7 protein-coding genes are annotated in these 21105 nt (G+C 60.9%); 5 read left to right on the top strand and 2 right to left on the bottom strand.

The features are described from left to right. The first annotated feature begins 62 nt into the window (after positions 1–62). Both QFX16_RS00700 and QFX16_RS00695 read left to right on the top strand, forming a co-directional pair. Positions 63–14501: a retention module-containing protein gene (locus tag QFX16_RS00700; RefSeq protein WP_283182431.1), complete on the top strand. Its 14439-nt coding sequence runs from the start codon at positions 63–65 to the stop codon at positions 14499–14501. A 148-nt stretch (positions 14502–14649) separates the two neighbouring features. Further along, positions 14650–14988 carry a hypothetical protein gene (locus QFX16_RS00695; protein ID WP_056745772.1) on the top strand — a complete coding sequence of 113 codons (339 nt, stop codon included), beginning with the start codon at positions 14650–14652 and terminating at the stop codon, positions 14986–14988. 139 nt (positions 14989–15127) lie between these two features. On the opposite strand, the gene lapD is transcribed toward QFX16_RS00695, so the two are convergent. Next, positions 15128–17074, bottom strand: coding sequence for a cyclic di-GMP receptor LapD (gene lapD / locus QFX16_RS00690; protein WP_283182430.1), 1947 nt, complete (start codon positions 17072–17074; stop codon positions 15128–15130). Positions 17075–17088: 14 nt separating this feature from the next. After that, positions 17089–17781 (bottom strand): cysteine protease LapG, encoded by a 693-nt coding sequence (lapG, locus tag QFX16_RS00685; protein ID WP_283182429.1) that lies wholly within the window; start codon positions 17779–17781, stop codon positions 17089–17091. Positions 17782–18012: 231 nt separating this feature from the next. Between lapG and QFX16_RS00680 the strand changes: the two genes are divergently transcribed. The 3 genes from QFX16_RS00680 (at position 18013) to QFX16_RS00670 (ending at position 21099) form a co-directional block, all read left to right on the top strand. After that, positions 18013–18723: a GntR family transcriptional regulator gene (locus tag QFX16_RS00680; RefSeq protein WP_283182428.1), complete on the top strand. Its 711-nt coding sequence runs from the start codon at positions 18013–18015 to the stop codon at positions 18721–18723. A 673-nt stretch (positions 18724–19396) separates the two neighbouring features. Beyond that, positions 19397–20173: a DUF3050 domain-containing protein gene (locus QFX16_RS00675; RefSeq protein ID WP_283182427.1), complete on the top strand. Its 777-nt coding sequence runs from the start codon at positions 19397–19399 to the stop codon at positions 20171–20173. Continuing rightward, positions 20170–21099, top strand: coding sequence for a diiron oxygenase (locus tag QFX16_RS00670; RefSeq protein ID WP_283182426.1), 930 nt, complete (start codon positions 20170–20172; stop codon positions 21097–21099). Before QFX16_RS00675 ends, QFX16_RS00670 begins: the two co-directional genes overlap by 4 nt. Positions 21100–21105: the final 6 nt, after the last annotated feature.

Here is a 21105-nt window from a genome sequence, read left to right as displayed (position 1 = left end):
TTTGGCAAACACGCCGTCAAGTCCATGGAAGTCAACTGAATGCGGCACCCGGAGAGTCTTCAATGAGCAGTGTTGTGGCCATCGTCAAAAGCATTGTCGGTCAGGTTTTCGCTGTGTCCCCAGAGGGCGTGCGCCGCGTACTCGTTGAAGGCGATCGGTTGTTTGTGGGCGATCAGGTAGACACTGGCGCAGCGGGCGCCGTTACGCTTGAACTGGCTGACGGCCGGGCCCTGGACCTGGGCCGCGACACTCAGTGGAGCGGCAGCGATCCGGATTCCAGCACCGACCTTGCACAAGCCACTGCACAAGCCGCGCCATCGGTTGAAGAGCTGCAGCAAGCCATCGTTGCCGGTGCCGACCCGACCACCGATCTTGAAGCCACTGCGGCCGGCCCGACGGCTGCCGGCACAGGCGGCGCGGCAGGTAGCGGCCACAGCTTCGTGATGCTGGATGCAACCGCTGGCCGGGTGGACCCGACCATTGGTTTCCCAACCGACGGTCCTGATTCCACTGCCACAACCACCACGTTCGATATTGGCAATCAGAACACCACGGCCACCAACGCTCCGGGCGTACTGACCGCTGATACTGGCACACAGGCCGAAGACAGCGTCGCGACCGGCAACGTACTGAACAACGATAGCGATGCCGACACGCCTCTGAGCATCACCAGCTTCACCGTCGCCGGCATGGCCGGCAGTTTCACCGCAGGCCAGACGGCGACCATCGTCGGCGTCGGTACGTTGACCATCGGCACCAATGGCAACTACACCTTTACTCCGGACACCAACTACAACGGCGCCGTACCGCAAGTCACGTACACCACCAACACCGGCTTGACCAGCACGCTGGATCTCACCGTGACGGCGGTCGATGATCCGAGCGTTTTGACTGCAGACACCCAAACCATTGCAGAAGACACCCCTGCGATCGGCAACGTGCTGAGTAACGACAGCGACGTCGACAACGTCCTGAGCGTGGCCACCTTTACCATCGCCGGCGTCAATGCCACCTTCACAGCCGGCCAGACCGCCACCATTGCCAACGTCGGCACCCTGGTCATTGCGGCCGATGGCGCCTACACCTTTACCCCGGCGGCCAACTACAACGGCACGGTGCCGACGGTCAGTTATACCGTCACCGACGGCTCCGGTACTGACGTCACCTCGACCCTGAACATCAGCGTCACCCCGGTCGACGACAGCTTCACCGACATCAGCGAAACCGTGACCACCAGCGAAGATGCCCCAGTCACCGGCAGCGTCCTCGCCAGCACCTCGAGCGTCGACGGCCCGGTCAGCGTGCTCAACTTCACCATCGGCGAAACCACCTACGCCGCCGGTAGTACCGCGACCCTCGCCAACGTCGGCACTCTGGTCATCGGAGCGAACGGCGCTTACACCTTCACCCCGGCGACCAACTACAACGGTACGGTGCCGAGCGTCAGCTACACGGTCACCGACGGTTCGGGCAGCAATGTCACTTCGACCCTGAACATCAGCGTCACCCCGGTCGACGACAGCTTCACCGACATCAGCGAAACCGTGACCACCAGCGAGGACGCCCCGGTGACCGGCAGCGTGCTCGCCGGTACCTCGAGCGTTGATGGTCCGGTCAGCGTGCTCAACTTCACGGTTGGCGGTACCCAGTACCAGGCCGGTGAAACTGCGACCCTCGCCAACGTTGGCACTCTGGTGATCGGAGCGAACGGGGCGTACACCTTCACTCCGGCGACCAACTACAACGGCAGCGTGCCAACGGTCAGCTATACCGTCACCGACGGTTCCGGTACTGATGTCACCTCGACCCTGAACATCAGCGTCACCCCGGTCGATGACATCTTCATCGATGCCAGCGAAACCGTGACCACCAGCGAAGACGCCCCGGTGACCGGCAGCGTGCTGGCGGGGACCTCGAGCGTCGATGGTCCGGTCAGTGTGCTCAACTTCACGGTTGGCGGTACCCAGTACCAGGCCGGTGAAACCGCGACCCTCGCCAACGTTGGTACTCTGGTGATCGGAGCGAACGGCGCCTACACCTTCACTCCGGCAACCAACTACAACGGTACGGTGCCGAACGTCAGCTACACGGTCACCGACGGTTCGGGCAGCAACGTCACCTCGACCCTGAACATCAGCGTCACCCCGGTCGACGACAGCTTCACCGACATCAGCGAAACCGTGACCACCAGCGAAGACGCCCCAGTCACCGGCAGCGTCCTCACCGGCACCAACAGTGTCGACGGCCCCGTGAGTGTGCTCAACTTCACCATCGGCGAAACCACCTACGCCGCCGGCAGCACGGCGACTATCGCCAATGTCGGCACCCTGGTGCTTGCCGCCAATGGCGTCTACACCTTTACTCCGGCGGCCAACTACAACGGCACGGTGCCGAGCGTCAGCTACACCGTCACCGACGGTTCGGGTACTGACGTCACCTCGACCCTGAACATCAGCGTCACCCCGGTCGACGACAGCTTCACCGATGCCAGCGAAACGGTCTCGGGTCTGGAAGATGCCCCGGTGACTGGCAGCGTGCTGGCGGGGACCTCGAGCGTCGACGGCCCGGTGAGCGTGCTCAACTTCACCATCGGCGAAACCAGCTACGCCGCCGGCAGTACCGCGACTATTGCCAATGTCGGCACCCTGGTGATCGGAACGAACGGCGCCTACACCTTTACCCCGGCCGTGAACTACAACGGCACGGTGCCGAGCGTCAGCTACACCGTCACCGACGGTTCGGGCACTGATGTCACCTCGACCCTGAACATCAGCGTCACCCCAGTCGACGACAGCTTCATCGATGCCAGCGAAACGGTCTCGGGTCTGGAAGATGCCCCGGTGACTGGCAGCGTGCTGGCGGGGACCTCGAGCGTTGATGGTCCGGTCAGCGTGCTCAACTTCACCATCGACGGGACCACCTACGCCGCCGGCAGCACCGCGACTATTGCCAATATCGGCACCCTGGTGCTTGCCGCCAATGGCGTCTACACCTTTACTCCGGCGACCAACTACAACGGCAGCGTGCCAACGGTCAGCTATACCGTCACCGACGGTTCCGGTACTGATGTCACCTCGACCCTGAACATCAGCGTCACCCCGGTTGATGACAGCTTCATCGATGCCAGCGAAACCGTGACCACCAGCGAAGACGCTCCGGTCACCGGCAGCGTCCTCACCGGTACGTCGAGCGTCGACGGCCCGGTCAGTGTGCTCAACTTCACGGTTGGCGGTACCCAGTACCAGGCCGGTGAAACCGCGACCCTTGCCAACGTTGGTACTCTGGTGATCGGAGCGAACGGCGCCTACACCTTCACTCCGGCAACCAACTACAACGGTACGGTGCCGAACGTCAGCTACACGGTCACCGACGGTTCGGGCAGCAACGTCACCTCGACCCTGAACATCAGCGTCACCCCGGTCGACGACAGCTTCACCGACATCAGCGAAACCGTGACTACCAGCGAAGATGCCCCAGTCACCGGCAGCCTGCTCGCCGGTACGTCGAGCGTCGACGGCCCGGTGAGTGTGCTCAACTTCACGGTCGGCGGTACTCAGTACCAGGCCGGTGAAACCGCGACCCTCGCCAACGTCGGCACCCTGGTGATCGGAGCGAACGGCGCTTACACCTTCACTCCGGCGACCAACTACAACGGCACGGTGCCGAGCGTCAGCTACACCGTCACCGACGGTTCGGGCAGCAACGTCACTTCGACCCTGAACATCAGCGTCACCCCGGTTGATGACAGCTTCACCGATGCCAGCGAAACGGTCTCGGGTCTGGAAGATGCCCCGGTGACCGGCAGCGTGCTTACCGGTACGTCGAGCGTCGACGGCCCGGTCAGTGTGCTCAACTTCACCATCGGCGAAACCACCTACGCCGCCGGCAGCACCGCGACTATTGCCAATATTGGCACCCTGGTGCTTGCCGCCAATGGCGCTTACACCTTCACCCCGGCGGCCAACTACAACGGCGCGGTGCCAACGGTCAGCTATACGGTCACCGACGGCTCCGGCTCTGACGTCACTTCGACCCTGAACATCAGCGTCACCCCGGTTGATGACAGCTTCACCGATGCCAGCGAAACCGTAACCACCAGCGAAGACGCCACAGTCACCGGCAGCGTGCTCTCCGGCACCAGCAGCGTCGACGGCCCGGTCAGCGTGCTCAATTTCACCATCGACGGGACCACCTACGCCGCCGGCAGCACGGCGACTATCGCCAATGTCGGCACCCTGGTGATCGGAACGAACGGCGCCTACACCTTTACCCCGGCCGTGAACTACAACGGCACGGTGCCGAGCGTCAGCTACACCGTCACCGACGGTTCGGGTACTGACGTCACCTCGACCCTGAACATCAGCGTCACCCCGGTTGATGACAGCTTCACCGATGCCAGCGAAACGGTCTCGGGTCTGGAAGATGCCCCGGTGACCGGCAGCGTGCTTACCGGTACGTCGAGCGTCGACGGCCCGGTCAGCGTGCTCAACTTCACCATCGGCGAAACCACCTACGCCGCCGGCAGCACCGCGACCCTCGCCAACGTCGGCACTCTGGTCATTGGAGCGAACGGGGCCTACACCTTCACCCCGGCGGCCAACTACAACGGCAGCGTGCCTACGGTCAGCTACACCGTCACCGACGGCTCCGGTTCTGACGTCACCTCGACCCTGAACATCAGCGTGACCCCGGTCGATGACAGCTTCACCGACATCAGCGAAACCGTGACCACCAGCGAAGACGCCCCAGTGACTGGCAGCGTCCTCACCGGCACCTCGAGCGTCGACGGCCCGGTCAGCGTGCTCAACTTCACCATCGGCGAAACCACCTACGCCGCCGGCAGCACCGCGACCCTCGCCAACGTCGGCACCCTGGTGCTTGCCGCCAATGGCGTCTACACCTTCACCCCGGCGACCAACTACAACGGCAGCGTGCCAACGGTCAGCTATACCGTCACTGACGGTTCCGGTACTGACGTCACCTCGACCTTGAACATCAGCGTCACCCCGGTTGATGACAGCTTCACCGACATCAGCGAAACCGTGACCACCAGCGAAGACGCCCCAGTCACCGGCAGCGTCCTCACCGGCACCAACAGTGTCGACGGCCCGGTCAGTGTGCTCAACTTCACGGTTGGCGGTACCCAGTACCAGGCCGGTGAAACCGCGACCCTCGCCAATGTTGGGACCCTGGTGCTTGCCGCGAATGGCGTCTACACCTTCACCCCGGCGACCAACTACAACGGCAGCGTGCCAACGGTCAGCTATACCGTCACTGACGGTTCCGGTACTGACGTCACCTCGACCTTGAACATCAGCGTGACCCCGGTCGATGACAGCTTCACCGATGCCAGCGAAACGGTCTCCGGTCTGGAAGATGCCCCAGTGACTGGCAGCGTGCTGGCGGGGACCTCGAGCGTCGACGGCCCGGTCAGTGTGCTCAACTTCACCATCGGTGAAACCACCTACACCGCCGGCAGCACCGCGACTATTGCCAATGTTGGCACCCTGGTGCTTGCCGCCAATGGCGCCTACACCTTCACCCCGGCGGCCAACTACAACGGCAGCGTGCCGAGCGTCAGCTACACCGTCACTGACGGTTCGGGCAGCAATGTCACCTCGACCCTGAACATCAGCGTCACCCCGGTCGACGACAGCTTCACCGATGCCAGCGAAACCGTGACTACCAGCGAAGACGCCCCAGTCACCGGCAGCGTCCTCGCCGGCACCAACAGTGTCGACGGCCCGGTCAGTGTGCTCAACTTCACGGTTGGCGGTACCCAGTACCAGGCCGGTGAAACCGCGACCCTCGCCAATGTTGGGACCCTGGTGCTTGCCGCGAATGGCGTCTACACCTTCACCCCGGCGACCAACTACAACGGCAGCGTGCCAACGGTCAGCTATACCGTCACTGACGGTTCCGGTACTGACGTCACCTCGACCTTGAACATCAGCGTGACCCCGGTCGATGACAGCTTCACCGATGCCAGCGAAACGGTCTCCGGTCTGGAAGATGCCCCAGTGACTGGCAGCGTGCTGGCGGGGACCTCGAGCGTCGACGGCCCGGTCAGTGTGCTCAACTTCACCATCGGTGAAACCACCTACACCGCCGGCAGCACCGCGACTATTGCCAATGTTGGCACCCTGGTGCTTGCCGCCAATGGCGCCTACACCTTCACCCCGGCGGCCAACTACAACGGCAGCGTGCCGAGCGTCAGCTACACCGTCACTGACGGTTCGGGCAGCAATGTCACCTCGACCCTGAACATCAGCGTCACCCCGGTCGATGACAGCTTCACCGATACCAGCGAAACGGTCTCGGGTCTGGAAGATGCCCCGGTGACTGGCAGCGTGCTGGCGGGTACGTCGAGCGTCGACGGCCCGGTCAGTGTGCTCAACTTCACCATCGGTGAAACCACCTACACCGCCGGCAGCACCGCGACTATTGCCAATGTTGGCACCCTGGTGCTTGCCGCCAATGGCGCCTACACCTTCACCCCGGCGGCCAACTACAACGGCAGCGTGCCGAGCGTCAGCTACACCGTCACTGACGGTTCGGGCAGCAATGTCACCTCGACCCTGAACATCAGCGTCACCCCGGTCGACGACAGCTTCACCGATGCCAGCGAAACCGTGACTACCAGCGAAGACGCCCCAGTCACCGGCAGCGTCCTCGCCGGCACCAACAGTGTCGACGGCCCGGTCAGCGTGCTCAACTTCACCATCGGTGAAACCACCTACACCGCCGGCAGCACCGCGACTATTGCCAATGTTGGCACCCTGGTGCTTGCCGCCAATGGCGCCTACACCTTCACCCCGGCAACCAACTACAACGGCAGCGTGCCGAGCGTCAGCTACACGGTCACCGACGGTTCCGGTACTGACGTCACCTCGACCCTGAACATCAGCGTCACCCCGGTCGACGACAGCTTCACCGACGCCAGCGAAACCGTGACCACCAGCGAAGACGCCCCGGTCACCGGCAGCGTGCTGGCGGGTACGTCGAGCGTCGACGGCCCGGTCAGCGTGCTCAACTTCACGGTCGGCGGCACTCAGTACCAGGCCGGTGAAACCGCGACCCTCGCCAATGTTGGCACCCTGGTGCTTGCCGCCAATGGCGCCTACACCTTCACTCCGGCAACCAACTACAACGGCAGCGTGCCGACGGTCAGCTACACCGTCACTGACGGTTCGGGCAGCAATGTCACTTCGACCCTGAACATCAGCGTCACCCTGGTCGACGACAGCTTCACCGATGCCAGCGAAACCGTGACTACCAGCGAAGACGCCCCGGTGACCGGCAGCGTCCTCGCCGGCACCTCGAGCGTCGACGGCCCGGTCAGTGTGCTCAACTTCACCATCGGTGAAACCACCTACGCCGCCGGCAGCACCGCGACTATTGCCAACGTCGGCACCCTGGTGCTTGCCGCCAATGGCGCCTACACCTTCACCCCGGCGGCCAACTACAACGGCAGCGTGCCGAGCGTCAGCTACACGGTCACCGACGGTTCGGGCACTGATGTCACCTCGACCCTGAACATCAGCGTCACCCCGGTCGATGACAGCTTCATCGATGCCAGCGAAACCGTGACCACCAGCGAAGATGCCCCAGTCACCGGCAGCCTGCTCACCGGCACCAACAGTGTCGACGGCCCCGTGAGCGTGCTCAACTTCACCATCGGCGAAACCACCTACGCCGCCGGCAGCACCGCGACCATCACCAACGTCGGCACCTTGGTGATCGGAGCGAACGGCGCCTACACCTTCACTCCGGCAACCAACTACAACGGTACGGTGCCAACGGTGAACTACACCGTCACCGACGGTTCCGGCAGCAATGTCATCTCGACCCTGAATATCAACGTAACACCGGTCAATGACCCGAGCGTCCTGGCTGCGGATACCAACACTGTCGATGAAGACCACGTTGCAACCGGCAACGTGCTCGGCAATGACAGCGATGTCGACAATGCTCTGAGTGTCGCGACATTCACCGTACAAGGCGTCACCGGTTCCTTTACCGCGGGTCAAGTCACGACTATCGCCGGCGTCGGCACCGTGACTATCGCCGCCAACGGCGACTATAGTTTCACCCCAACGGCGAACTGGAATGGCACCGCTCCGCAGATCAGCTATACCACCAACACCAATTCCATCAGCACGCTGAACATCACGGTCAACTCGGTCAACGACGCTCCGACCGTCAGTACCACCTCGGCCACTGGTAATGAAGATCAATTGATCGCCGTGCAGCTCGGCGGCAATGACGTCGACGGCAGCGTCGACCACTTCAACCTGACCAGCCTGCCGGCAAATGGCGTGTTTTACGCTGACGCCGCCGGGACCATCGCGTTGACCGCCAGCAGCGTCATCTCCGCAACCGCCAACGGCGCAACGGTTTACTTCAAGCCCACCGGCGACTGGAGTGGCACCACCCATTTCACCTACAACTCGACCGACAACCAGGGCATGCCCTCTGCGTCTTCGGCAACCGGCACCATTGTCGTCGCGCCAGTAACCGATACCCCAAGCCTGTCACTGACCGGTGGCGGTATGATCGTCTCGACCGACTTCCAGGAAGTCGCTCTGAACAGCGGCCATGGTGACGTCAATGTAAGCAAGCTCGGCAACGGCGTATGGCACACTGACAACCGCGGTGGCATGGTCGAAATCGGCAAGGCCAGCGTCTATGGTGCCGGTGCCAATAACCAGGTCATTGAACTGGAGCGCAACACCGGCGATGCGAGCAACCTCTACACCACTATCGATGCCAAGGCTGGCAGCACCTATAACGTGTCGTTCGACTATGCGCCGCGTGCTGGCGTGGATAATTCGCTCATCAATGTGTACTGGGGCGGCCAACTCATTGGCACCCTGAACACTTCGACCCCCGGCATGCAGCACTACAGCTTCGACATTCCGGTCACTGCCGATGGTAACCAGAAGCTCGAGTTCCGCGCCGGGGACAGCAACAGCCTGGGCGGCCTGCTGGACAACATCAATGTCAGTCAGGTGCTCAACTCGGGCCTTGAAGACCACGCGATCCTGTTGTCGACCATCCAGGCCCACACCAATGACGTCGATGGTTCGGAAACACTCACTCTCACACTGAACGGCTTACCGGCGGGTTCCAAACTCACCGACGGCACCCACACCTTCAATGCTGCCGACGGCTCGACGTCGGTGGACATTACTGGCTGGAACCTGTCCACGCTCAAGCTGACACCGCCGACGAACTTCAATGGCGACATCCCCCTGACCGTGACGGCCACCGCCAAAGACGGCGATGCCCCAAGCGCCAGCACCTCGCTACCTCTGGTGGTGCATGTTACTGCCGTCAATGACGCAAGCGTGCTGCAGGTGGACAAGATCACCGTCAACGAAGACCACAACGCGGCCGGCAACGTGCTGACCAACGACCACGATGTCGATAATGCCCTGAGCGTCTCCAGCTTCAGCGTGACGGGGGTCAACGGCAGCTTCACGGCGGGCCAGACCGCGACCATCACCGGTGTCGGAACGCTGATCATCGCCAGCAACGGCGACTACACCTTCAAGCCGGCTGCCGACTGGAATGGCAACGTTCCACAGGTGACATACACCACCAACACCGGCTCGAGCAGTGCGCTGAACATCAGTGTTACGCCGGTTAATGACAACTTCACCGACGCCAGCGAAACGGTCTCCACCCTCGAAGATACCGTAGCCACCGGCAACGTGCTGTCGGGCACTTCGAGCGTCGACGGTCCGGTCAGCGTGGTCAACTTCACCATCGGTGCGACCACTTACGCGGCAGGCGCCACCGCGACTATCACCAACGTTGGCACCCTGGTAATCGGGGCGAACGGTGCGTACACCTTTACTCCGGCCGCCAATTACAACGGCACGGTGCCGAGCGTCAGCTACACCGTCACCGACGGTTCGGGCAGCAACGTCACTTCGACTCTGAATATCAGCGTTACTCCTGTCGATGACAGCTTCACCGACGCTAACGAATCGATCTCCAGCGCGGAAGACACCCTGGCCACCGGCAACGTGCTGACGGGTACGTCGAGCGTCGACGGCCCGGTCAGCGTGCTCAACTTCACCATTGGTGCGACCACCTACGCTGCTGGCAGCACGGCGACCATCACCAACGTCGGCACCCTGGTGCTTGCCGCCAATGGCGCCTACACCTTCACCCCGGCCGCCAACTACAACGGCACGGTGCCAACCGTCAGCTACACCGTCACCGACGGTTCGGGCAGCAACGACACGTCGACCCTGAACATCAGTGTCACGCCTGTCGACGACAGCTTCACCGACGCCAGCGAAACCGTTACGGTCAACGAAGACACCGTGGCCACAGGTAATGTGCTGTCGGGTACTTCCAGCGTCGACGGTCCGGTCAGCGTGCTCAACTTCACCGTCGGTGCGACCACCTATGTGGCAGGCGCCACGGCGACTATCACCAATGTCGGCACCCTGGTGCTTGCGGCCAACGGTGCCTACACCTTCACGCCGGCCGCCAACTATAACGGCAGCGTGCCGACGGTCAGCTACACCGTCACCGACGGTTCGGGCACCAACGACACCTCGACCCTGAATATCAGCGTTACCCCCGTCGACGACAGGTTCACCGACGCCAACGAAACGGTCTCCACCCTGGAAGACACCGTCATTTCCGGCAGCGTCCTCACCGGTACGAGCAGCGTCGATGGCACGGTCAGCGTGCTCAACTTCACCGTCGGTGCGACCACCTATGTGGCAGGCGCCACCGCGACCATCGCCAACGTTGGCACCCTGGTAATCGGGGCCAACGGTGCGTACACCTTCACTCCGGCTGCCAACTACAACGGCAGCGTTCCGAGCGTGAGCTACACCGTCACCGACGGTTCGGGCAGCAACGACACGTCGACCCTGAACATCAGCGTCACACCGGTTGACGACAGCTTCACCGACGTCAGCGAAACCGTTACGACCAACGAAGACACCTCCGCCATCGGCAACGTGTTGTCGGGTACTTCGAGCGTCGACGGTCCGGTCAGCGTGGTCAACTTCACCATCGGTGCGACCACTTACGCGGCTGGAAACACGGCGACCATCGCCAACGTCGGCACCTTGGTGCTTGCGGCGAACGGGGCTTACACCTTCACTCCGGTCGCCAACTACAACGGCACGGTGCCGACGGTCAGCTACACCGTGACCGATGGTTCGGGCAGCAACGACACGTCGACCCTGAACATCAGCGTCACGCCCGTCGACGACAGCTTCACCGACGTCAGCGAAACCGTTACGGTCAACGAAGACACCTCCGCCATCGGCAATGTGCTGACCGGTACTTCGAGCGTGGATGGCGCAGTCAGCGTGGTCAACTTCACCATCGGTGCGACCACTTACGCTGCTGGCAGCACGGCGACCATCGCCAACGTTGGCACCCTGGTAATCGGGGCCAACGGTGCGTACACCTTCACTCCGGCTGCCAACTACAACGGCAGCGTTCCGAGCGTGAGCTACACCGTCACCGACGGTTCGGGCAGCAACGACACGTCGACCCTGAACATCAGCGTCACGCCCGTCGACGACAGCTTCACCGACGTCAGCGAAACCGTCACCGTTAACGAAGACACCGTGGCTACCGGCAACGTGTTGTCGGGTACTTCGAGCGTCGACGGTCCGGTCAGCGTGGTCAACTTCACCATCGGTGCGACCACTTACGCTGCTGGCAGCACGGCGACTATCGCCAACGTCGGCACCTTGGTGCTTGCGGCGAACGGGGCTTACACCTTCACTCCGGTCGCCAACTACAACGGCACGGTGCCGACGGTCAGCTACACCGTGACCGATGGTTCGGGCAGCAACGACACGTCGACCCTGAACATCAGCGTCACACCGGTTGACGACAGCTTCACCGACGTCAGCGAAACCGTTACGGTCAACGAAGACAACTCCGCCATCGGCAATGTGCTGACCGGTACTTCGAGCGTGGATGGCGCAGTCAGCGTGGTCAACTTCACCATCGGTGCGACCACTTACGCGGCAGGCGCCACCGCGACTATCGCCAACGTTGGCACCCTGGTAATCGGGGCGAACGGTTCGTACACCTTCACTCCGGTCGCCAACTACAACGGCACGGTGCCGACGGTCAGCTACACCGTGACCGATGGTTCGGGCAGCAACGACACGTCGACCCTGAACATCAGCGTCACCCCGGTCAATGACCCGAGTGTGCTGACTGCTGACATCAACACCGCCCTCGAAGACAAGATCGCCACCGGCAACGTACTGACTAACGACCGCGATGTGGATAACGTCCTGAGCGTGTCCAAGTTCACGGTGGGTGGCACCGAGTACACAGCAGGCGGTACTGCCACCATTGCAAACGTCGGCAAGCTGACGCTCGGTGCCAACGGTGACTACAGCTTTACCCCGGCCAACAATTGGAGCGGCAAGGTTCCGACTGTGACCTACACCACCAGCACCGGTTCAAGCACCACCCTGGACATCAGTGTGACCGCGGTCGCGGATACACCGATCGTGACCGCCACCACTACTCAGATGGCCGAGAACAGCAGCATTGCGTTGGGCTTGAAGGTAACGTCGCCGGACACTGATGGTTCTGAAACCCAGACCATCACCACGATCGGCGGCATCCCGGCAGGTGCGACCCTGACCGATGGCACGCACACCTTTACGGGCACGACCGGTAACGCTGTCGTCAACCTCAGCGGGTGGGATGTGAGCAAGTTGAGCTACACCCCGGCACCGTACGCCACCGGTACCAACACGCTGACAGTTACGGCAGTCTCGACCGAAAGCCAGGGTGATTCGGCCAGCAGTTCGATACAGATTCCGATCACGATCAATCCAGCGGTCTATAACTCGGTCACTGCCACCGCAGCAAATGACAATGTCGTCGGCACCGGCGGCAACGACATCATGGTTGCAGACATCGGTGGACTGACCGTGGTGCCGGGCACCAATTACAACATCGCGTTCATGGTCGACAGCTCGGGCAGTATGAGCGATGCCTCGGTCAAGTCTGCGAAGGACTCGCTGACGTCGGTGTTCAACACGCTCAAGCAGAGCATGGGCGGCAACTCGGGGACGGTGAATATCTTCCTGGTGGACTTCGACACCCAGATCAACAAGTCGGTGTCGGTCAACCTGAACGATCCGAATGCGCTGATCCTGCTCAAAGCGGTATTGGATTCGATGGCTTCCGGCGGCGGTACCAACTACGAGGACGTGTTCAAAACCACGGCGAACTGGTTCCAGAGTGCCGACGCCATGGCGAACACCGGGGCGAAGAACCTCACGTACTTCATCACCGACGGCAAGCCGACCTACTACCAGAGTGGCGAGCAGACCAACCCGACCCTGTTCGGCAACGTGAATCTCGATGACGTCATCACCACCACCAATTACAAATTGGGGCAGAGCTACTCCGGTTATCTGGACAGCACTCACTACCTGACCATCGACAATTCCGGCACGGTCACGCTGCAGACGTACAAGAGTTCATGGGGCGGTTACTGGAGCAGCTCCGAGCTGGGCACCCTCCACGCCGAGGGCAACGGCACATACGAGCTGTCCTATCGCGACGGCAACGGCAGCAGCACCGGCTCCAACGCCATCGACAACTCGACCGATAGCTTCGCGCTGCTGGGCAAGGTGTCGACGGTAGAAGCCATCGGCATAAACAAGGACGTCACCCTTGCCGATCTGAAGCCGTACGACTCGGATAAAACGCCGCAAACCAACATCGATCCGAAAGACCTGGCCAACTCGATCATCGGTCACACCGAAGCGACAATGCCAGGCGCCGACACGGTCAATGGCGGTGACGGCAACGACATCCTGTTCGGTGACCTGGTGAGCTTCAACGGTGTCGCCGGTGAGGGTTATCAGGCCATTCAGGCGTTCGTCGCAAAAGAAACCGGCGTGGACGTCAGCAAAGTCACCACCAGCAACGTGCACCAGTTCATCACCGAGCACTACACCGCATTCGATGTGTCCGGGGCGCATGACGGGAATGACTCGCTGTTGGGCGGTGCCGGTAATGACATTCTCTTCGGCCAGGGTGGCAACGACCTCCTCGACGGCGGCAAGGGCAATGACATCCTGCTCGGTGGCTCGGGTAATGACTCGCTGATGGGCGGTAAGGGTAACGATATTCTGATCGGTGGTTCGGGTGCCGACACCTTCGTCTGGAAGGCCGGCGACACTGGCAGCGACGTGATCAAGGACTTCAAGGCCAGCGAGGGTGACCGCATCGACTTGCGCGATCTGCTGCAGGGTGAAACCGGCAGCACCATCGACAACTTCCTGAAGATCACCACCGTGGACGGCGTGTCGTCCCTGCAAGTCAGCTCCGCCGGCAAGTTCAACGGCGCCGACGCCGCAGCGGCAGCACCGGATGTGACGATCAAGCTGGAAGGCAACAACTGGTCCAGCGCCAACATCAACTCGTTGATTGCCGGCAGTGACCCGACCATCAAAATCGATCACAACAACAGCTGATCCAACGAAAAACGGCCGCCCTTATGGGGCGGCCGCCACGTTTGCGTCCATCACCCCGGTGACGATTTCGTCGCCGCACCGCATACTCGCGCTCAGTTGGCCTATGCTGCTGACAGCATGACGCTGGTCCATTTCCGAGGGATGTTCAATGTTCTACGTGCAACGCGATGCGCAAGGTCAGTTAGTGCGCGTGGAAGCCGCGGCCTACGCCGAGGCCACGGAAACACTGCCGGCCGACCACCATGAAATCCAGGCTTGGTATGCCAATGAAGTAGTGGAAACCAGCCTCAAACAGCTCAAGCAGAGCGACCTGGAAATGATCCGGGTACTCGACGACTTGATCCAGGTGTTGACCAGCAAAGGCGTGATCCGCGTCACCGACCTGCCGCCGGCCGCACAAGCCAAGCTGATGGACCGGACCCAGGCCCGTGAGGCGTTGGGTGGGTTGAGTCAATTGATCGATGATGATGAGACGGGGTTGATCTAAGGCCCCGTCATTGTTGTTGTCTGTACCGACGCCTTCGCGAGCAGGCTCGCTCCCACATTGGATTTCAGTCGTTCACATAGGCTGTGTTCATTGAAGATCAACTGTGGGAGCGAGCCTGCTCGCGAAGGCGGCATCAGCCTCACCGCCAAGGCTTCGGCTCACCAAACAATTGCCCCTGAACCCCATACAACCCCATCTCACGAATCACCATCAACTCCCCTTCCGTCTCAACCCGCTCGGCAATCAACGGCAAATCGATACTGTGCGCCGCCCGCTGAATCGCCTCGATGAACAATCGCTTGTCACCTTCCTGATCAATCGCCCGGATGTAACTGCCGTCGATCTTCAGGTACGCCAACCCAAGCCGCGCCAGGTTGCCGATCATGCTGAAGCGCCCGCCAAAGCGTTGCAGGCTCAGGGAGAACCCGAGTTCGTGCAGACGTCGCGTCAGTTCTTCCAGCATGGCTTGCTCCGGCAACTGCTCCTCACCGATTTCCAGGGTCAATCGCTCCCCGAGATTCGAATGCTGACGCAGGATTTCAAAGACTTTATTCAATGCCTGCGGGTCGGTCAGCGTCGCTGAAGAAAGGTTCAGCGCCAGCGATTCTTCATGGTCGGCCATCTGCTCAAGTACCAGCTCCAACATCAGCCGATCAAGCCGGGCGGTCCAGCCAAAGCGCTCGAGCCACGGCAGGAAGCGCCCGGCGGGAATGGTTTGACCCTCGTCGTCAATCAGACGCGACAGCACCTTGTAATGCAGCACCAACTGCGTGTCCTGGGCGGCCACCACCGGTTGGAAATACAGTTTGAAACGATGCTGATCCAACGCCTGATCCAGCAAGTTGTGCCAGGCATGATGGTCGTCGCCGACGCTGGCCGAGGCGCTGTGATCGAGGCACGCCCAGCTCGGTTCACCCTGGCTTTCCGCCTGAGCCAACGCCTGATCGCCCAGCCCAAGCACGGCTTGCGGCAAGTCACCATAAACAAACGGCGCCAGCCCGATCGAGGCCACCGAGGCCACGTCAGTAGCGCCCGTCGCGTGCAGACTCGCCAGGGCACTGTCGAGGTTCTGCACCAGTTGCAGCGCTTCTTCGCGCACCAGCCCCGGCGCCAGCACGGCGAACTCACCGCCGCGAATTCGCGTCACGAGGTTCAGGGTTTCCGGGTACTTGGCACACTCGCGGGACAGCTGCTCACCCACCGCTATCAATAGCTGGTCGGTGCGTTGACCGCCCAACCGCTGGTTCAACCCGGCCAGGTCCTTGACCCGCAACAACAGCAGATAACCGGAACTCGCCTGCTCCGGATTGCTCACCCGGGCGTTCAACTGCATTTCGAAATAGCGACGATTAGCCAGGCCTGTCAGGTTGTCCTGATAGGATTCGACCCGCAGTTTCTCACTACGCACGGCCTGCTCCTGAAACAACGCCTTGAGCTTCTCGACCATCTGATTCATGGCCTGCACCACGCGGCGCAGTTCGGGTGTGCGCGGCAGTTCCGGCAGGCTGAGGAATTCGCGGCGAGCGATGGCGTGGGATTGCTTGACCATGTAATCCAGCGGCTTCAGTTGCCGGCGCAACAACAGTGCGCCCAGCACCGCGCTCACCGCACCGCAGATCAGCAACCAGCCAAGACTGCCCAGCGCGCTCTGCCAGAGTTTGGCCAACGCGAACATCGGATGGCTGACCACCTCGATCCGCGCCGCCTGCTCCCAGCCACGGCTGACGAGGGCATCACCACCGGCCGCTTCCAGCCCGATCATTCTGACGAACCAGTCCGGCACGTTGTTCACCGCGGGAATGCCGCTGCGCTCGACGATGGTCTGATCGGTCTTGAGGTCGACCACGCGGATGCTTGCGTAATAACCGCTGTCGAAAATCGAGCTGACCAGCAACTCGACCATCGCCGGGTCGTCGATATTCGGTGTCAGGGACAGTGCCAATGCGGTCGCGGCATCCTGAGCGTGAGAGCGCAACTGATTGACGTATTGGGTGCGCGAGCTTTCCAGGCTGACCACGAAGCTACCGGTGAAGGCGATCACCAGGAACAGACAGATAGCGATCAACAGCTGTTTGAACAAAGACATCTGAGCGCGTGCTCCTAGTTAGTCGTCTCGACCGGGAAACCTTCGGCCTGCATTTTCTTCAACACATCCTGCCAACGAGACAGGCGTTTGGTGTCACCGACTTTCTTGTTGCCCTTGGCGCCCGGCAACCACAACCCTTCGGCATTAAAAGAGTAGACCGGCAGCAAATCGGTTCGTTGGCTGGCCGGTTTGATCGCATCGATCAGGCTGTCGAGTACCAGCGGCATGGCCTCGGCGCTTGAGTAGTAGGTCAACACCATGTGCGCCCGATTCAGGCGCAACGCCTTGACGTACGTGATGCGCAGCTTGTCACTGGCAACGCCGAGATGACGCAGGCTGAAATACTTGGCGATCGCGTAATCTTCGCAATCGCCGGCGCCCTTCCACAGGGCCTCGATGGGTGTTTCCCAATAATCGACCTCGTGCCACAGGTCGATGTCTTCCTCGTAACGCATCTGCTTATTGAAGAACTGGTTGACCACTTTAAGCTGTTCGAGCTCGCCAACTTGCTTTTGCGTGACCAATAAGTGCTGCCAGGCATCAATGCGTGGCTGTCCTTCGCCCAATGGCCCGTACAATGCCTGCGCGCGACGGCTGATCAGCGAAAAATCCCAATCGGCATGCAGCCCGCCCAGCATAACGCCGGCCAGCAGCAACGCGCAGCACAGCCAGCGCAAAGTCCGAGGGATCGCGAAACGTACCGCCAATGCGAGGCATCCAGGTCAGGCAGGTGGAAAGCGGTCGATGGTGCAGGTTAGCCCGGTAAAAGACAATGGCACGGTGAGATCACTGCTGGCGCGCTAAACTTTGTATGGCAGGTGTCATTAAAAACATCGCGGCCACGTCAGGGCGACCTTTTGTCCGTTTGACAACCTGTCAGGCAGTCACTAGTGTCCTCTTGGATCCAAATTTATTTCAGTCAAACAGGGTGCGTAGTTGTGACACAGAAGCCCAATCCTCTGAACAGCATCAAGGTCAACGGGCCGATTCCCGCTCATCTGGCACGCTCGGTGATCGAAGAAACCCTGCGTTCGGCCATTCTCGACGGTCGCATTCCCTGCGGCACCGCCCTGCGTCAGCAAGATTTGGCCGATCTTTTCGGTGTCAGCCGCATGCCGGTGCGCGAAGCCTTGCGCCAGCTCGAAGCCCAGGCGCTGCTCAACGTCATCGCCCATAAAGGTGCAGTGGTCGCACCGCTGGTTCAGGGCGATGCCGTGGAAACCTACGCGCTGCGGATCCTGCTGGAATCCGAAGCCCTGCGCCTGTCGATCCCGTTGCTCGAGAAGGAGGATTTCGAGCAGGCCGCACGTCATATCGACGACCTGGAAACGGAAAACAACTACACCGAAATCGGCCGGTTCAATCGGCTTTTCCACATGGCGCTGTACTGCAAGGCGCCGAACCAACGGCTATTGAGGCTGGTGGAAGACGGACTGAATGAAGAGGAGCGCTTCCTGCGCTTCAACCTGGAAGCCATGGGCCTTGGCAAGCTGTCCCAGGAAGACCACCGGGCGCTGTTGCTGGCCGTCGAAGACCGGGACGTCGAGCGCGCGGTGAAGTTGCTCGAACAACACCTCAACCGGGGCGTCGAGGTCATCACACGCTACCTCAACAGCCCCGAAGCGCTGAACAAGAAAACCTCCAAGTAAACCGCGCCGGCAAGCCTGAGCGAGCAGATCGAACTGCTCGTTCTCGCTTGCCGCGCTGCGCCCCTCTCCCAAGCCCTGCCCTCGATTGACCCCTCTCAAGACCAACAATGACTCCGAGTCGATGACGCGCCGGTGATAGCGGCTGCCGTGATTTACGCTCACTCTTGGGCTGCCAACAAATAATGAACGGGCGACGCACCGCACGAGCGGAGCAGTCCCCGCACCAAGAACCTACGGAAGGAGTCTTGCCACGGGAAAGGAAGAACCGGCGTTGATCCCAGTCAACTTCCGCCCCCCTATTTCATTTCAACGATTCAGTTAGAAAGTTGCTTCGAGTGAGGCATTCACTCTTCATTTTAATTCTGACTTATATAAGCCGGAAGGAGCAACTACATCCAAATGAAACTCAAGTGAAAAGTTTTATTGGAACTTGTCGCGCGCGATAAAGTTAAACTTTCAAATAATATAAAAAGAACTTGCCCGGAACTTTATTCATGTATTAGTTTTTCTCCGCCGCCTTGAATACTGGCGCCAGGCCGTCACTTAACGACGTATTGCAACGTACCCATATCAATTCGCTTGAGGCATCCGCTCGCCAACAAAAGTTCCAACTAACGATCGCTTATTTATCAAACACCCCAACGGTATTTTCAGTTCACTTATAGGTTCGCCCATGAAATCGACTAAAGACCGCCTCAACCAGAAGAAAGCAGAACTTAGCGCTCATCCGATCTTTTCTGAAATCAACTCACTGTCGGTATTGCAACGTTTCATGGAAACCCATGTGTTTGCGGTATGGGATTTCATGTCACTGACCAAACGCCTGCAACAGGAACTCACCTGCGTGCAACTGCCCTGGCTGCCACCACGAGATCCGCAGGCAGCGCGTTTGATCAACGAGATCGTGCTGGGTGAAGAGTCCGATGATCGTCCGGCTCATGGTCACTACAGCCATTTCGAGTTGTACCTGGATGCCATGCGCGAAGTTGGCGCCAGTACGGCGGTGGTCGAACGCTTCGTCGCACTGCAAAAAGAAGGCGTGAGTTACGACGTGGCACTGCAAAGCGTGGACGTCGATCCGGCGGCAGCGCAGTTCGTGCGCAACACGTTGCACACCGCGTTGCATGCGCCGGGGCACAGCGTAGCGGCAGCATTTCTGCATGGTCGCGAGAGCGTCATCCCGCAGATGTTCCAGCGAATTCTTGATGATTGGGGCATCGGCATCGAACAGGCGCCGACCTTCCGTTACTACCTCGAACGGCACATCGAAGTCGATTCCGAAGACCACGGCCCCGCCGCTGAAAAACTCCTCGCCCGGCTGGTCAATGGCGATCCGCAACGCGAGGAAGACGTCTACGCCAGCGCCATCGCCGCCGTGGAAAGCCGCATCGCCCTGTGGGATGGCCTGCGCCTGAGCATGAGCGAACCTATGCCTGAGGTGAACGCATGAACGCCGCCGACTACCAATCCTTCGCCGACGCCTGGGAAAGCCGCGCGACTATCCGTACCCGCCCCCGGCGCGTGCTGGAGAACGACGACAAGTTGATCTACCCGTTGAGCCGCCAACCGTTGGTGCTGAGCGAAACCTTCCTGCGCGAATGCCCGGAGCAGCGCGACTTTGCGCTGGTGCAGACGCTCTACAAATTCATCAACGACGTGGTGATTTTCGAAACCGAAATCGTCGACAAGACCGCCCGCAGCATCGCCAAGAATCGCTTCGCCGTGGCCTTCCCGTTCGCCTGCCGCTACGACGCCATGACCGTGGTGGTGGACGAGGATTACCACGCACTGGTGGCGATGGATTTCATGCAACAGACCGTTGCCATGACCGGCATCACGCCCATCGAACTGCCGGATGAAATCGAACTCAGCCGAGCCATTCCAGCGGCCGTGGCGCTCGCGCCGGAACACTTGCGCAGCGCCGTGGAATTGATCTGCGTGGCCATCGCAGAGAACACCGTGACCGGCGATGTCGCGGCGTTCGCCAAGGACGACACGGTCAAGCAGTCGATCAAGGGCCTGATGGCCGACCACTTGCTCGACGAGGGCCGCCACTCCGGGTTCTGGGCGCGACTGGTGCGCATCTACTGGCACACCGCGAGCGAAGACGACCGCCGCTGCATCGCGCACATCCTGCCGGTGTTCATCGGCCATTACCTGACTAACGACATTCAGAAATCGTTCGACTTCCGCCTGATCGAATCCTTGCAGATCAGCGATGGCGCACGTCGGGCTCTTAAGAGCGAAGTCTCGGGACTGGCCTTCCCGATCAATCGCCATCACCCGCTGGTCGCCAACATCGTGCGGTTTTTCCGCAGCAGTTCGCTGCTCGATTCGGCGTGTGTGCAAGACGCCCTCAGCGATTACCTGGTTTAACGAGGA

Source organism: Pseudomonas svalbardensis, from assembly GCF_030053115.1.
GTDB classification, from domain to species: Bacteria; Pseudomonadota; Gammaproteobacteria; order Pseudomonadales; family Pseudomonadaceae; genus Aquipseudomonas; species Aquipseudomonas svalbardensis.
The sequence above is the reverse complement of the archived record's forward strand: the minus strand, read 5'-3'. Positions and strand labels throughout refer to the sequence as shown.

What these genes read in the sequence shown, in the direction of transcription:
- QFX16_RS00700 (WP_283182431.1), top strand. Translation starts at nt 63, where the DNA reads ATGAGCAGTGTTGTGGCCATCGTCAAAAGCATTGTCGGTCAGGTTTTC.
- QFX16_RS00670 (WP_283182426.1), top strand. Translation starts at nt 20,170, where the DNA reads ATGAACGCCGCCGACTACCAATCCTTCGCCGACGCCTGGGAAAGCCGC.
- lapD (WP_283182430.1), bottom strand. Translation starts at nt 17,074, where the DNA reads ATGTCTTTGTTCAAACAGCTGTTGATCGCTATCTGTCTGTTCCTGGTG.
- QFX16_RS00695 (WP_056745772.1), top strand. Translation starts at nt 14,650, where the DNA reads ATGTTCTACGTGCAACGCGATGCGCAAGGTCAGTTAGTGCGCGTGGAA.
- QFX16_RS00675 (WP_283182427.1), top strand. Translation starts at nt 19,397, where the DNA reads ATGAAATCGACTAAAGACCGCCTCAACCAGAAGAAAGCAGAACTTAGC.